Annotated in this window: 14 protein-coding genes; 7 read left to right on the top strand and 7 right to left on the bottom strand. The window is 47.0% G+C overall.

Annotated features, from left to right (window positions below; translation table 11 throughout):
• Window positions 1–132 precede the first annotated feature (132 nt).
• The gene (locus MJO57_RS12380) at window positions 133–483 is read right to left on the bottom strand and encodes a hypothetical protein (RefSeq protein WP_252025670.1); all 351 of its coding nucleotides are present in this window, start codon (window positions 481–483) and stop codon (window positions 133–135) included.
• On the opposite strand from MJO57_RS12380, the gene MJO57_RS12375 reads away from it, so the two are divergent.
• Entirely contained in the window at window positions 478–1,518 is a 1,041-nt protein-coding gene (locus MJO57_RS12375; protein ID WP_252017335.1) for an IS1595 family transposase, read from the top strand. The genes MJO57_RS12380 and MJO57_RS12375 overlap by 6 nt on opposite strands.
• A gap of 749 nt (window positions 1,519–2,267) precedes the next feature.
• On the opposite strand, the gene MJO57_RS12370 is transcribed toward MJO57_RS12375, so the two are convergent.
• Genes MJO57_RS12370 through MJO57_RS12360 form a run of 3 tightly spaced genes read right to left on the bottom strand, consistent with a single transcriptional unit; the run spans window position 2,268 to window position 4,562 of the window.
• Entirely contained in the window at window positions 2,268–2,705 is a 438-nt protein-coding gene (locus MJO57_RS12370; protein WP_252025668.1) for a transposase, read from the bottom strand.
• A gap of 33 nt (window positions 2,706–2,738) precedes the next feature.
• The gene (locus tag MJO57_RS12365; protein WP_252017687.1) at window positions 2,739–3,941 is read right to left on the bottom strand and encodes an ISL3 family transposase; all 1,203 of its coding nucleotides are present in this window, start codon (window positions 3,939–3,941) and stop codon (window positions 2,739–2,741) included.
• A 51-nt stretch (window positions 3,942–3,992) separates the two neighbouring features.
• Complete coding sequence (locus MJO57_RS12360; protein ID WP_252025667.1) at window positions 3,993–4,562, bottom strand: IS110 family transposase; 570 nt, start codon at window positions 4,560–4,562, stop codon at window positions 3,993–3,995.
• A gap of 403 nt (window positions 4,563–4,965) precedes the next feature.
• Between MJO57_RS12360 and MJO57_RS12355 the strand changes: the two genes are divergently transcribed.
• Window positions 4,966–6,483: an IS1182 family transposase gene (locus MJO57_RS12355; protein WP_252017502.1), complete on the top strand. Its 1,518-nt coding sequence runs from the start codon at window positions 4,966–4,968 to the stop codon at window positions 6,481–6,483.
• A gap of 142 nt (window positions 6,484–6,625) precedes the next feature.
• On the opposite strand, the gene MJO57_RS12350 is transcribed toward MJO57_RS12355, so the two are convergent.
• Together MJO57_RS12350 and MJO57_RS12345 are read right to left on the bottom strand one after the other, a co-directional pair.
• Window positions 6,626–7,930 carry an OmpP1/FadL family transporter gene (locus MJO57_RS12350; RefSeq protein ID WP_252025665.1) on the bottom strand — a complete coding sequence of 435 codons (1,305 nt, stop codon included), beginning with the start codon at window positions 7,928–7,930 and terminating at the stop codon, window positions 6,626–6,628.
• A gap of 361 nt (window positions 7,931–8,291) precedes the next feature.
• Window positions 8,292–9,755 (bottom strand): DUF1329 domain-containing protein, encoded by a 1,464-nt coding sequence (locus MJO57_RS12345; RefSeq protein ID WP_252025663.1) that lies wholly within the window; start codon window positions 9,753–9,755, stop codon window positions 8,292–8,294.
• Between MJO57_RS12345 and MJO57_RS12340 the strand changes: the two genes are divergently transcribed.
• The 3 genes from MJO57_RS12340 (at window position 9,754) to MJO57_RS12330 (ending at window position 10,931) form a co-directional block, all read left to right on the top strand.
• Window positions 9,754–10,020: a DUF6444 domain-containing protein gene (locus MJO57_RS12340; RefSeq protein WP_252025661.1), complete on the top strand. Its 267-nt coding sequence runs from the start codon at window positions 9,754–9,756 to the stop codon at window positions 10,018–10,020. The two genes, MJO57_RS12345 and MJO57_RS12340, sit on opposite strands and share 2 nt — an antisense overlap.
• A gap of 164 nt (window positions 10,021–10,184) precedes the next feature.
• Complete coding sequence (locus MJO57_RS12335; protein WP_252025660.1) at window positions 10,185–10,643, top strand: transposase; 459 nt, start codon at window positions 10,185–10,187, stop codon at window positions 10,641–10,643.
• Window positions 10,644–10,691: 48 nt separating this feature from the next.
• Window positions 10,692–10,931 carry a DUF6444 domain-containing protein gene (locus MJO57_RS12330; RefSeq protein ID WP_252025658.1) on the top strand — a complete coding sequence of 80 codons (240 nt, stop codon included), beginning with the start codon at window positions 10,692–10,694 and terminating at the stop codon, window positions 10,929–10,931.
• On the opposite strand, the gene MJO57_RS12325 is transcribed toward MJO57_RS12330, so the two are convergent.
• On the bottom strand, window positions 10,922–12,433 hold the full coding sequence (locus tag MJO57_RS12325) for an IS66 family transposase (RefSeq protein WP_252025656.1): 1,512 nt from the start codon (window positions 12,431–12,433) through the stop codon (window positions 10,922–10,924). The two genes, MJO57_RS12330 and MJO57_RS12325, sit on opposite strands and share 10 nt — an antisense overlap.
• Here MJO57_RS12325 and MJO57_RS12320 point away from each other — a divergent pair.
• Window positions 12,432–12,575: a hypothetical protein gene (locus tag MJO57_RS12320; protein WP_252025654.1), complete on the top strand. Its 144-nt coding sequence runs from the start codon at window positions 12,432–12,434 to the stop codon at window positions 12,573–12,575. The genes MJO57_RS12325 and MJO57_RS12320 overlap by 2 nt on opposite strands.
• Complete coding sequence (locus MJO57_RS12315) at window positions 12,524–13,195, top strand: transposase (RefSeq protein ID WP_252025652.1); 672 nt, start codon at window positions 12,524–12,526, stop codon at window positions 13,193–13,195. The genes MJO57_RS12320 and MJO57_RS12315 overlap by 52 nt, the downstream gene beginning before the upstream one ends.
• Window positions 13,196–13,283 lie beyond the last annotated feature (88 nt).

Below are 13,283 nucleotides of genomic sequence, written 5' to 3'. Positions count from 1 at the left end.
CGTTTTTCTCCAATATCCGTCCCAGATTAGAGAAAAAAAGGGAAGAGTTTTTGCGGCTCTCTGGAATTTCAGGAAATATCAAAACGAACGTACAATCTAATTATGATTGCCTGATGCGTTTTTGGACGAGAACTATCTAAGTAATGAGGCAAAATGGGGACCTAAAGATGGAATCTTCCCCAATTCATAAGCATTCATATCAACAGACACGACATAGGGTGCTTCCCTATGCCTGATGACACTGACTTCATGACGGTCATCAGCTAAGATGGATAGCAATGGTTCCAGTGCATGGTGCAAATGTTGCCGCATCAGATTAATGCGCATTGGTTGGAAATCCAGTCTTCCACGAAAAGTCCAGTAGACTCTTTTCCACATCACACCTGGCTTATCTTCATAAACCTCATCTTCGGCTAAGTTACCGTTAATGGTTGAATCAGCTAAACTCCCATAAAATCTACGTTGTAGGGGAGTGATATGCAATCTGAACTCTTCCAGAATTTTATTGATTCCATTTCAACATTAACCAGTGAACAGCGAGACATTCTTAACAACTCGCTCCTTAGTACTCAAATAGAGGTTACCGAGGTAGTAGAAACCACTGACTCTGAACCTGTTTACAGTGAATCTATACCCAATAACGATAATGCAACACCTGACGTAGAAAAGAGCATACTTGCCCAATTTGCCGAAAACCCCAGGTGCCCCAAATGCAAAAGCCATAGCGTTGGTCGCTGGGGCATACGAAATGGCCGACAGCGCTACCACTGCAAGACTTGCGACTCAACGTTTAACGCCTTTAGTGGAACGCCTTTGGCAAGGCTCAGGCACCCTGAAAAATGGAACAAGTACCTCGCAGGTATGACTCACTCTATGGTCTTGCGACCAGCTGCTGCTGAGAATGCCATTGACTTGAAAACTGCGTTCCGCTGGCGTCACCGCTTTCTTGAAGTGATTAATAATGATCAAGCAGAAGAGCTTTGTGGCATTACTGAGCTTGATGAAACATTTTTCCGTGAATCCTTCAAAGGGCAAAGAGAAGGCCTTCCACGGCCAACCCGAAAGCGGGGTAATGATCCCAACAAAGCCCGAAAAGTCCCGGTAATGGTGGCTCGGGACCGTAATCGAAATACCGTTGACGGTGTATTAGAAAACGAAAGTGCTAATGAATTGTGCAGGCATTTAAATGGCCGCATATCGATACAGGCCACGGTCTGTGCGGATGCACACCTCGCTCACGAAAAACTTGCTGACAAGCTTGGATTTGTCTTCAAGGAGCTGGTGACATCAGCAGGTCAACATGTTGTTGAAGGCATCTACCACATCCAGACTGTAAATTCTTATCACAGTCATTTAAAACGCTGGATTGGCGGCGTATTCCAAGGGGTTGCAACTCGTTACCTTCCCCATTATCTGGCCTGGAGGCGAGAACTGACGGCAGCAAAAAAATTAACTGTTGGCCGGTTGATCAGCAGAATTACTGAACATTGGTGCTTCCAACCATTAACGGTAACTTAGCCCTCATCTTCTCTTATACTCGGAAGCGAAATGTTTGCCTGCGAGGACGGCCTGAAAACTGATGACGGCGATAGAAGGCTCCCCGGATAAAACTCGTCAGGTAAGCTGGCAGAGGCAACGGAACGGCGAACTAACGGTGCACCACTGGGGGTCGTCAACTTCGGGACGACAACATCGCCGTCCGGCATCACCGACGGTAGACCGGAATGAGTTCCCGGTGAATTATTGATCGTATGGCCTGAAAAGGACTTGCCAGCATTCCCCCTGGCCTCAGAAGATACCTTTCTATAACTGGTACTGGCATTGCCGAAAGAGCCTGACTGCGACGTTGAGGTGGACGAGAGTGGAGGTGAAGTAGGTGTATTCGTTGGTACTCGTACTTCCATGGGACATCTCTTGTTGTCGATTTTTCATATCAATAAAGTAGTCAACAAATTCACCCTGCACAGAAAAAGATGCCCGACGACTGCCGGGCTTATCTTTTACGCATATTTTTTCTTGATTGAGACAAGAACCTAGTACATGGTTTCAATGAGTTTGACGGGTTGTCGTTACCATAAGCCTCTGCACTCCGCTCGTCCTGAGGCTCTATGTTTCTTGTCAACATAATTTTCAACAATTATCAGTGGAAATTTTAGAGCCTTGTTGAAACTTTAAACAAAACGAAACCACTGCCAAGAACCCTAGCCGTTAGCAGTTTCAAGGTCCTCCCTGCATTATCTCAGGTCCTTGATGGCCCAGTGATAAGCCTATAAAGCACTTTGCATTACAGGGGAACGATACATAGCCATATCAAATGCTTTCTTACTACGCCATACGCTGAACGCAATTCGCAGCAGTTTGCGCATCACCGCCACCAAAGCCTGAGTACAACTCATTCTGGACGTGTAGTGCTCATACATTGGTTTAAATGCGCCACGGCAAGCTGACATCGCTACGTTGTACAACAAACGGCGACCTTCGCTTGAACCTTGCTTGCTCAGTCTGCGGCGACCGCGTTTCGTGCCAGAGTCTTTAAACTGCAGATCAAGTCCAAAAAAGGCAATGAATTGATCTCCAGATTTGAAGTCTCCTCTGGCCATTTCGTTGGAAAAAAAGGCCGAACTCAATGCACCAAAGCCCGGAATACTCTTCATCGCCTTAAAGCCTTCCTGTTGCTCCGGATCTTCGTTTTTCATGGTTTCCATGATCTTTTTTTGGGGCTTTTACAGGTTGGCTGATCATTTCAGAGCCTCCTGTCTAATTTTCAAATATAGGTAATCAAGGTCATTGTAACCGCATGCTTTATAGATGATCCGTTTGATAACCCCATTGAAGGCTTCGATTTTCGCGCTGGTTATACGATGCTGGCAGTATGACAGTAACCCTTCTCTAGCTCTGTCTAACCCCTTGGCGAACTTCTTTAACTCGGATATCCCTGTTTCTTTGGCAAGTGCTATCCAGTTGTCCAGGCACTTTCTGGCACAGGCTTTATATTTGTACGTCCATAGCTGTTTTAGCATATCTTTCAGGATATATGCCTGATTGAGATCCTCATTCATGGCTAACAACTCCTTCAGATTACTTTGCCCTTTTGGTGTTAAATTCTCAGGATTTCTGAACAGGTTAAAGCGTTGCCCTTTGATAAACGGCTTGTCCTCTTCTTCTGCCTGTCGCCACTCCCTGCGCCTGATTTGGTCAATCACATCGTTGTAATTGGCAATAATATGAAACTTGTCGTATACAATATCGGCGTTTGGCAGATGCTCTCTCACTGAAGCCTGATAGCTTCCACCACGGTCAATACCAACGCATTCAATGCTTGCTTTTTGTTCTTCTGTCAGACTGGAAAGGAACCGATCCAGAACTTCTTTCTTTTTTCCTTCACCAAGGAACAGCGTTTCACCGGTATCAGCATTCAGAGCAACGGTTAAAAAATGATGCCCCTTACCAATGGATTTTTCATCGATAAGAAGAGCGCGAATACCATCCCGCTTGGGTGCAGGCAGCATCTTCATGAGCATCTCTTTATCCCAGCGACGAGCGGTGCCGCCAGAGATAGCAATGAATTCAGGAACCTTGTCACATGGCATATAGCGGCATAGATGGCTGACATGCCTTTTAAGTCGCTCTGTTGCTTGAGCTTTAGGTGCAAGCCCCGGAGGCGTGACTGTTTCTATATTACCGCAACGAGAGCAACGCCCTTGAAATGCAGTGAAGAGAAGATTTACCTGAAGAGTCCCCAGTGGCAGATCCTGAACGCTTCGATCGTTTGTCTTCATCTGCCCCATAGGTGTTTCGCACTTACTACATCTGACGTGTTGTATACGGCCATCCCGACGGAGATGGACAAAGGCATGTTTGATATTCCAGTCAATATCAATTCGCTCGATTACCCAGCCAGGAAATGCGAACATAGGACGAAGTGATGGGGTTGCAGACATGTCTGATCCTTCAGAAGTTTTGATCCTTACAAATCAATCTTCCTCTGAAGGCTATTTCTGTTGCAACCCCTCACTTTTCATCCGCCAACCTGTAAAAGCCCCCTTTTTTTCCAGCTCATCGATCAATTTTTTCAGGGCCTCCAGGGCATCATTGAGCATTGTTAGCTCAACAGGCATTGACTTACACGTCATTGAAATAGCCTGACGATGCCTGACTACTGACGCACGATGGTTCGTTAGCATTTTAATCAGTTCCTGGTTGGCTGTGGCTGGCCTCCAGGGCTTTAGACTGTCATGTTCATTGCTCAGATAACGTCGAATAATTGCAGCATCTGCCTTATCGCTCTTTTGCCGACGACCTATTCCGGCTGCGTAATGATACACAGCCCTTGGGTTAAGTACATAAACGGTATGACCATGCTGGAATGCAACAGAAGCCAGTAATGAGTGGTAACGACCCGTTGCTTCCATGGCAATAGCTGTTGCCCGAGGCAAAGAAGCGACCCACTCTGTAATTGCGGTGAGTGAGTTGTCAATGCGTTCAAAAGAACCATTGTGCAGACAAATGTCTAACCATCGAGAAGCCACATCCACACCAACGAAGTTAGTTACCATTTCCATAGTACAGTCCCTGATGTAATCTTTATGCGGATGGGGTGACCACAGGCTGGCGTTAGCTTGCGAAAATTGTCTGCTGCAGGGCAGTAACGCTCCTAATCGTCGCTCATGCTTGTGGGTGGGGACTTCTCAGTCAGTCTGTCCTGAAGGCAGTAAGCAGTCGATGCCCCTCACCCCGTCTCTGTACTTATACAAGTAATCAGAGACAGGTTAAACATACAAGCCTGTCGAAGGGCGCAAACTCCGGCCCATGATAGATCGTGCCAAACACCCTTCGACTCCGCTCAGGATGAACGGAGATGGTACACGTCAATCTCATTGAAATGATGTACTAGGAGGCTGTCCGAGAATAGCCTGATTAAGTATAATCAGGCATCTTCTGCCCACTTTATTGTTGCCGAAACGGATGTCATCAATCAAATTCAAAGATAACCCTGCTGATTTTGACCAGCACCTGATGTTCCCATCGAACATCTTCGACCTGCTGCCACCAGATCATGATTGCTTCGTTTTTGAAGATATCTTCAAGCATATCGACACCTCTGAAGTGGAAAAGCAGTATCACCATCTTGGCCAGAATGCCTACCACCCACGACTGATTATATCGATCCTGATCTATGCCTATAGCCATGGTGTGTTCAGCTCCAGGGAGATTGAACGGCGCTGCAATCAGGACTTGGCTTTCATGTATATCGCCAAACAGCACTGCCCAAATTTCCGGGTGCTCAGTGACTTTCGTAAAAACCAGGCCACCTTTTTTAAAAGCAGTTTCAAACAGAGCGTGCTGCTCGCCCGGGAACTACAGATGGCCTCGCTGGGCCACATCGCTCTTGATGGTTCCAAATTCAAAGCCGACTCATCAAAGCATAAGGCCATGAGCTACGCACGACTTAAGGCCAAAGAAGCTGAATTAATGGCTGAAGTTGAGGCCCTGATTAAAAAAGCCGAAACCAGTGACAGTGAAGAGGACGATGCTTATCAGCAGGAGACTGGCTACAGCATTCCTGAAGACTTGCAATTCAAGCAGGAACGGTTAGAGAAAATCCAGGAGGCCAAAAAAGCGCTTGAAGAACGGGAACAGGCCCTGAATCCCGATAAGCCGATAGACGACAAAAAGCAAATCAGCTTTGCTGATCATGATGCCAGGATCATGGGTAAAAAAGGCAGTGGCTATCAGTACAGTTATAACGCCCAGATCAGCGTCGACAGCGATAATGGTATCATTGTTGGCCAGCACATCAGCCAGCATGCCAATGACAAGCAGGAAGTAAAGCCTGCACTTGAAGCCATTGCAGAAGCAACAGATAACGCGTCCATTGGCAAAATGAGTGAGGATAATGGCTATTACTCAGGGCCCAACCTGCAAGCGTTTGATGATGCGAACATTGACGCTTACATGGCTACGGATCGACAGGAGAAGCCTGCAACAGAGGGACTGGAAGACTCTGACAGAAAGTTTGTCAAAGCGGATTTTATTTACCATGAAGCAGACGACAGCTTTACCTGCCCTGCCGGTGAGAAGCTGATTTATAACACGGCTAGCAAAGCAAAACACAAAAGCTACCGCGTCAGTAAAGATATCTGCCGGGATTGCCCGTTACGTAAAAGGTGCAGTGGTGACAACAAAGACCCGGGGAAAGTGATTCGCACAGACCGCCACGAAGCCATACGCCAGGCGATGAACCGCAAAATGGAAACCAAAGAGGCCAAAGCGGTTTATGAGCGTCGCAAGGTGATTGCGGAACCGCCTTTTGGCCAAATCAAGAACTCAGGATTCAGAGGGTTCAGTGTCCGGGGTAAGGAAAAAGTGGCTGGAGAATTTTCACTGGTCTGCAGTGCTTATAATTTCAAAAAAATTGTCAAATCGGTTTCAACGGGATCAATCCGTCTTGAAGAAGCAAAAAGGCTTAAAATGGCAGCATAAAGGCAAGCAAAAGGGTAAAAAACGCAATTTTTACCCCAAAACAGGCTAAATTTAGGTCAATATTTGATCAGCCAAGAAAATGCTGAAGCTTTCGTTTTTTCAATAGCTAGTTCTCGGACAGCCTCCTACCTCCTAGTGGGTTTTAGAAGCGCTTGGTTACCGATGCACTGAAGACATGGGCGGAGTTGTCGTATTCGCCCTTCAGAGTTAAGCCCCCATTAGGAGTGCCATCACTGTTATAATTCTTTTCGCCAATATTAACTTTGGAACCAAACATATAGCCATAAGCGGCATCAACAGTCCAGTCATTGCCAAATTCATACTTGGCACCAACGGTCAGCCAATTACGGTCGCTGTCCGGGGTTCTTGCGGTGCGATACTCATCGGGCACTGGCGACTGGTCGAAGGCGTAGCCGGCTTTCAGGGTCAGGTCATCGCTGTACTGGTAACTGGCGCCCACTGAAAATGCCCAGACATCTTCCCACTTTTCAGGTACGTAGGTAAGTACATCAGTATCCGATGGATCACGCCCCGATATCGGGCCATTGCCACCCTGGTTTGACTCAATAACCAGGGCATCAAAACTGCTCCAGCGGGTCCAGACTGCACCAGCCATAACCGTCCAACGGTTGTCGATCTGGTGTGTGGCGCTCAACTCAAACTGTTCTGGAAAGGTGATGTCCAGTTTTGCTTTTTCTTCAAATTGAGCTGAAAAAGTTTTTACCGTAATCTGCGCATCACCTTCTAGAGAGTGATCCACTTTGGAGCGATAACTAAGACCCAGTGTCGTCTGCTCAACCGGCTGCCAGATTACACCGATATTCCAGCCATAGGCCCAGCCATCACCGGTCATTTTTGAACTGCCCAAAGCTGGGCCAGGAAGAACAACTTCTCTTGTTAACTCACCCTCACCGTGAGAGGCAAAAACCCCGAGCCCCACCGAAAGGTCATCAGAAAACTGGTAGGCCACGGTTGGTTGAATATTAACAACCGTAAACTCAGTTTTATCCGCCATATATTTACCGGCCCATTCATCGCCGTAATCAGAGCTGGACCCAAAAGGCGCATAAACGCCCAGACCAAACGACAACTGCTCATCGACCGGCATGGAAAAAAAGCCAAAAGGAATAAACTTGGTTTTCAGAAAATCGTCGTTTTTACTGGAGACTGTCCCTGTTGGAGAAAATGGGTCAACACCCGTTCCTTCAAAATTTCCTTTAGGCACCACAAGAGCGCCACCCAAAGTCACCTGCCGCTCTTCCAGCAGCGCAATACCGGCAGGGTTAGCTGCCATAATAGAAGCATCTTCTGCATTGGAGCCCCGACCCGCATAGGCGGTACCTGCAGCAGCTGCTGAAGATTCATTCAGGGCAAAACCGGCCGCACCAGCCTGCATGGCCAGCGTCAGTGTTGACAGTGCAAAGAGGGATGAATTGATTTTTTTCATTAGAACTTCCCTTCAGGCACATCTTGAGGTGCATTTTTATTGTTGTGTGAAAACTGCGTGCAGTTTCGTTAGCGGATGTTAAAACATTTGTTTGAATTTGAAAAGCAAAACACTTTCTGAAAAGGCTGGTGAAGAAAGGAGCTGGTGAAGAAAGCATTAATACAAGAGACACTGTCTTTTTGCCAACAGAAATAGGCAGCTATCGTAAAGGCTTGCATATCCTCAATAATCCCGGTGTCGCTTGGTAATGAGTCTGTGGCAGGCACAATCCATAAGACAAATCCAGAAGACGAATCCAGAAGACAAAAAGCCGGAGCAAACTCCGGCCAAAATACGTTTATAAAATCATCACAAAAGGGTATTAACGGACCCCAAGCTTTTTCAGGGTTGCAGAGGTGAAGTAAGAAAGCTCTTTCGCTTCACGGTTTACCACCATCGGTGGATGTGGGTTGCGGATCTCATTGGCAAAATATTCACGGGAAATCAGATCGTGGTGAATGGTTGAACGTCGATCCATACCCGGCAGATCGAACAGGTTAATAGAATTCACCATGGTCGTACGCCAAAGCTTATCACGGTTGTCATACTGGTCGACCACCACCGGATTCCAGTGATCCTCATCAATAAAGAGCACACGGGTTTTGTAGACGTTACGCTCACCCTCTTTCAGCTCAGCTTTTACCACCCAGACACGATGCAGTTCATAACGCATATACTCAGGATTCGGATGCCCCCGGGTCAGCAGTTCATCCAAAGAGACATTGGGATCTTCAAAGCGATACGAGTTGTAAGGAATGTACATCTCCTGCTTGCCCAGCAGTGTCCAGTTGTACTTGTCGGTAGCACCGTTAAAGCCGTAGGACTCATCGGTGGTTCGCCAGTTACCCAACCCGACAGGAGAATCATATTTCACGGTCGGTGCACGGCGAACACGACGAATGCCCGGTGTATAGCTCCAGGCAGCGCGTGGCTCAGTGCTCTGGTTGACAAATTCATGAACCAGAAACGTCTTGCCCTTCTCACGAGTGGGTGCCAACGCCCTGATAATAGAGGCTGAACGAGGCAGGTTGTCTTTCTGGAACGTCTCAAAATCCAGTTCCGGGTTAAAGTAAGGCGCTATCCGGGTAAAGTGGCTGACACCTTCCAGGCGGGAGCCATTTCGGTAAACAATCGCATCGGTAATACGGTAATCGGAGTAGTATGGCCAGATGTTGAACGCCATATTCCACACCACTTCCAATGGCCCCCGGGGAATCGGGAATGGAACACTGCCAAACGCATTGATAACGCCATTGCCGTCTTCCGTCAGTTCCGCACGGCTCGCATTGGCACGAACCTGCCGGATAGTGAAATCAGAGTACATAGCATCCCGATGGGTCGGATAAACCGGCATCCTGAACGTTTCAGGATAGGTCTTGAACAGTGCCTGCATACCCGGTGCCAGCCGATCTTTATACTCATCCATATTTTCCGCTGTGATCACAAACAGCGGCTGTTCATCAGCGTAGGGATCGGGGTAGTGGTCACCGGGCTGATAACCCGCCGGTGGCCGGAAATCTGGATTCCAGGGCGGGATAGTCCCCTCGGCATTACCGGCCATCTCACCACCGAAAGGGGTCAGATCCTTACCCAGGCGGTCAGCCTCCTCTTCACTGACCCTGGCGGATACAGAAGTGGCCATCAGGATCATCCCAGCCATGGTCACAGCCAGTAAAGATTTTGTTTTTTGCATTAGTAACTGTTCAGCACCCCCACATAAATCTGGAATTTTCTGATTTTTATACCATCCTCTTAAGCACCATTTTTCCACAATATTCGCCAGCATGATTCCAGAACTACCCGCAACTATGTCGGCTGAGATTCTCTTGAAAGAGAATGCAGAGCTGCGGATGAGAGTTGCCTGTCTGGAAGAGCGATGTCGAGAATTGGAAGAAAAGGTTGGCAAGAACAGTCAAAACAGCAGCAAGCCGCCATCGTCTGATGGTTATCAAAAACCTTGTAAAAACAGTAATTCTCCAGATCATTCTGACGACCTTTCGCAGATAAAGGTACCGATCCATCGGATGAAAAACCCAATCCTAAAAGTCTGAGACAGTCTTCTGGTAATAAAGCCGGTGGAAAGAAAGGGCATCAGGGCACTTGTCTTAAACAGGTCGATATCCCTGACTATATTGAGTACCTTCCGGTTAAAGAATGCAATAAATGTCAGGCGTCTCTTCTTGATAGTGAGCCGGTCAAATATATTGAACGACAGGTGTTTGAACCAGGGAGACCGGGTGAATTTGAAGTAACGGCCCATAGAGCTGAAGTAAAAATCTGCACTTGTGGTTGTCGGAATCAGGCTGAATTCCCGGAAGGTGTTACCGCTGCCGCACAATATGGCTCAGCCACACAGGCTATGGCCGTCTATCTTAACCAATACCATTTCCTGCCTTTTAAGCGCGTGTCAGAGTATTTTAATACTCTCTATAAAATGAGTGTAAGTGCAGGCACTGTCGCCAATTTTGTGGCCAGAACCTATGAAAATCTGGCTTCTACTGAAGAGGTTATTCGTGACGCCTTGCGGGAATCGTCTGTTGCCGGAGCCGATGAAACGGGTATGCGGGCCGAGGGCTCTTTGCACTGGCTACACGTTATGCGGGATGAACAATGGACGCTCTACTACTTGTCTGGTAACTGTTCAGCACCCCCACATAAATCTGGAATTTTCTGATTTTTATACCATCCTCTTAAGCACCATTTTTCCACAATATTCGCCAGCATGATTCCAGAACTACCCGCAACTATGTCGGCTGAGATTCTCTTGAAAGAGAATGCAGAGCTGCGGATGAGAGTTGCCTGTCTGGAAGAGCGATGTCGAGAATTGGAAGAAAAGGTTGGCAAGAACAGTCAAAACAGCAGCAAGCCGCCATCGTCTGATGGTTATCAAAAACCTTGTAAAAACAGTAATTCTCCAGATCATTCTGACGACCTTTCCGCAGATGTAACTATTCAGCACTGAGGCAAAGGCATATTACAGTAATTCCGAACAGCTCTATGAAGTGATTGATATATGTCCATTCCCTGTTTTCTGGCAGACGACAAATAGCTGCGAATCCGTGCAAACATAGAACCACCGTCTGCACTCCTGAAGCAGCCTGAGATTTTCTGCTTTAACTTGGCCATTCGAACATCCCGCTCACTGCCATTGTTATCGAAGGGAATGGTAAAATCTGACATGAAGCGCAGTGTCTCAGCCTTGAACTCAGTGAGTCGTTTGAAGAGATTGTAAGCTTTAGTATTCTTGACTTTCTTGCGCTTAAGCTCCTCTCGTTGCTTCTCCATATAGACGACTTCTTTCATTAGAGCCCGCTGAAGCAACCGGTCATAAATCTTCTCGATTCGTTCACAGACAACACTTGGCATCTGTAGCATACCTATGGTCTTAAAGCCCTTGCAGTAATGCCAGGAAAGCCTCAGTAGCTTCATCAATCGCAACGCCAGTTGATTGCTGTCCCTATCAACAACACCCAAAAGCTCCCTCAGGTGATGGGCATTGCAAAGTACGTGAGTTGCCGCATATGCAAAATAGGATTTCCAATGATCATGAACCAGAACGCCTGCAAATGTTAGCAGTATGCCCATCGTGTCCATGGCCTCACGACCTCGCTTTTCAGACAAGTAGTAGAGCGTCCATTGTTCATCCCGCATAACGTGTAGCCAGTGCAAAGAGCCCTCGGCCCGCATACCCGTTTCATCGGCTCCGGCAACAGACGATTCCCGCAAGGCGTCACGAATAACCTCTTCAGTAGAAGCCAGATTTTCATAGGTTCTGGCCACAAAATTGGCGACAGTGCCTGCACTTACACTCATTTTATAGAGAGTATTAAAATACTCTGACACGCGCTTAAAAGGCAGGAAATGGTATTGGTTAAGATAGACGGCCATAGCCTGTGTGGCTGAGCCATATTGTGCGGCAGCGGTAACACCTTCCGGGAATTCAGCCTGATTCCGACAACCACAAGTGCAGATTTTTACTTCAGCTCTATGGGCCGTTACTTCAAATTCACCCGGTCTCCCTGGTTCAAACACCTGTCGTTCAATATATTTGACCGGCTCACTATCAAGAAGAGACGCCTGACATTTATTGCATTCTTTAACCGGAAGGTACTCAATATAGTCAGGGATATCGACCTGTTTAAGACAAGTGCCCTGATGCCCTTTCTTTCCACCGGCTTTATTACCAGAAGACTGTCTCAGACTTTTAGGATTGGGTTTTTCATCCGATGGATCGGTACCTTTATCTGCGGAAAGGTCGTCAGAATGATCTGGAGAATTACTGTTTTTACAAGGTTTTTGATAACCATCAGACGATGGCGGCTTGCTGCTGTTTTGACTGTTCTTGCCAACCTTTTCTTCCAATTCTCGACATCGCTCTTCCAGACAGGCAACTCTCATCCGCAGCTCTGCATTCTCTTTCAAGAGAATCTCAGCCGACATAGTTGCGGGTAGTTCTGGAATCATGCTGGCGAATATTGTGGAAAAATGGTGCTTAAGAGGATGGTATAAAAATCAGAAAATTCCAGATTTATGTGGGGGTGCTGAACAGTTACCTTGTCTGAAAAGCGAGGTCGTGAGGCCATGGACACGATGGGCATACTGCTAACATTTGCAGGCGTTCTGGTTCATGATCATTGGAAATCCTATTTTGCATATGCGGCAACTCACGTACTTTGCAATGCCCATCACCTGAGGGAGCTTTTGGGTGTTGTTGATAGGGACAGCAATCAACTGGCGTTGCGATTGATGAAGCTACTGAGGCTTTCCTGGCATTACTGCAAGGGCTTTAAGACCATAGGTATGCTACAGATGCCAAGTGTTGTCTGTGAACGAATCGAGAAGATTTATGACCGGTTGCTTCAGCGGGCTCTAATGAAAGAAGTCGTCTATATGGAGAAGCAACGAGAGGAGCTTAAGCGCAAGAAAGTCAAGAATACTAAAGCTTACAATCTCTTCAAACGACTCACTGAGTTCAAGGCTGAGACACTGCGCTTCATGTCAGATTTTACCATTCCCTTCGATAACAATGGCAGTGAGCGGGATGTTCGAATGGCCAAGTTAAAGCAGAAAATCTCAGGCTGCTTCAGGAGTGCAGACGGTGGTTTTATGTTTGCACGGATTCGCAGCTATTTGTCGTCTGCCAGAAAACAGGGAATGGACATATATCAATCACTTCATAGAGCTGTTCGGAATTACTGTAATATGCCTTTGCTCAGTGCTGAATAGTTACAACACTTCATCATTAATCTGCCTGAGTAACTCCATATATTCAGCAGGAAAAACAGGCAGACCCGCAGACGATTATTGAAAATTA

It is taken from the genome of Endozoicomonas sp. SCSIO W0465 (assembly GCF_023716865.1).
Classification (GTDB): domain Bacteria; phylum Pseudomonadota; class Gammaproteobacteria; order Pseudomonadales; family Endozoicomonadaceae; genus Endozoicomonas.
Note: the sequence above shows the minus strand (reverse complement) of the source record. Positions and strands in the feature narration are given on the sequence as shown.

Bases quoted from the DNA above. Each gene is read 5' to 3' on its own strand.
- MJO57_RS12375 (WP_252017335.1), top strand. From the start codon at position 478: ATGCAATCTGAACTCTTCCAGAATTTTATTGATTCCATTTCAACATTA.
- MJO57_RS12370 (WP_252025668.1), bottom strand. From the start codon at position 2,705: ATGGAAACCATGAAAAACGAAGATCCGGAGCAACAGGAAGGCTTTAAG.
- MJO57_RS12365 (WP_252017687.1), bottom strand. From the start codon at position 3,941: ATGTCTGCAACCCCATCACTTCGTCCTATGTTCGCATTTCCTGGCTGG.
- MJO57_RS12360 (WP_252025667.1), bottom strand. From the start codon at position 4,562: ATGGAAATGGTAACTAACTTCGTTGGTGTGGATGTGGCTTCTCGATGG.
- MJO57_RS12355 (WP_252017502.1), top strand. From the start codon at position 4,966: ATGTCATCAATCAAATTCAAAGATAACCCTGCTGATTTTGACCAGCAC.
- MJO57_RS12350 (WP_252025665.1), bottom strand. From the start codon at position 7,930: ATGAAAAAAATCAATTCATCCCTCTTTGCACTGTCAACACTGACGCTG.
- MJO57_RS12340 (WP_252025661.1), top strand. From the start codon at position 9,754: ATGATTCCAGAACTACCCGCAACTATGTCGGCTGAGATTCTCTTGAAA.
- MJO57_RS12345 (WP_252025663.1), bottom strand. From the start codon at position 9,755: ATGCTGGCGAATATTGTGGAAAAATGGTGCTTAAGAGGATGGTATAAA.
- MJO57_RS12330 (WP_252025658.1), top strand. From the start codon at position 10,692: ATGATTCCAGAACTACCCGCAACTATGTCGGCTGAGATTCTCTTGAAA.
- MJO57_RS12320 (WP_252025654.1), top strand. From the start codon at position 12,432: ATGCTGGCGAATATTGTGGAAAAATGGTGCTTAAGAGGATGGTATAAA.
- MJO57_RS12325 (WP_252025656.1), bottom strand. From the start codon at position 12,433: ATGATTCCAGAACTACCCGCAACTATGTCGGCTGAGATTCTCTTGAAA.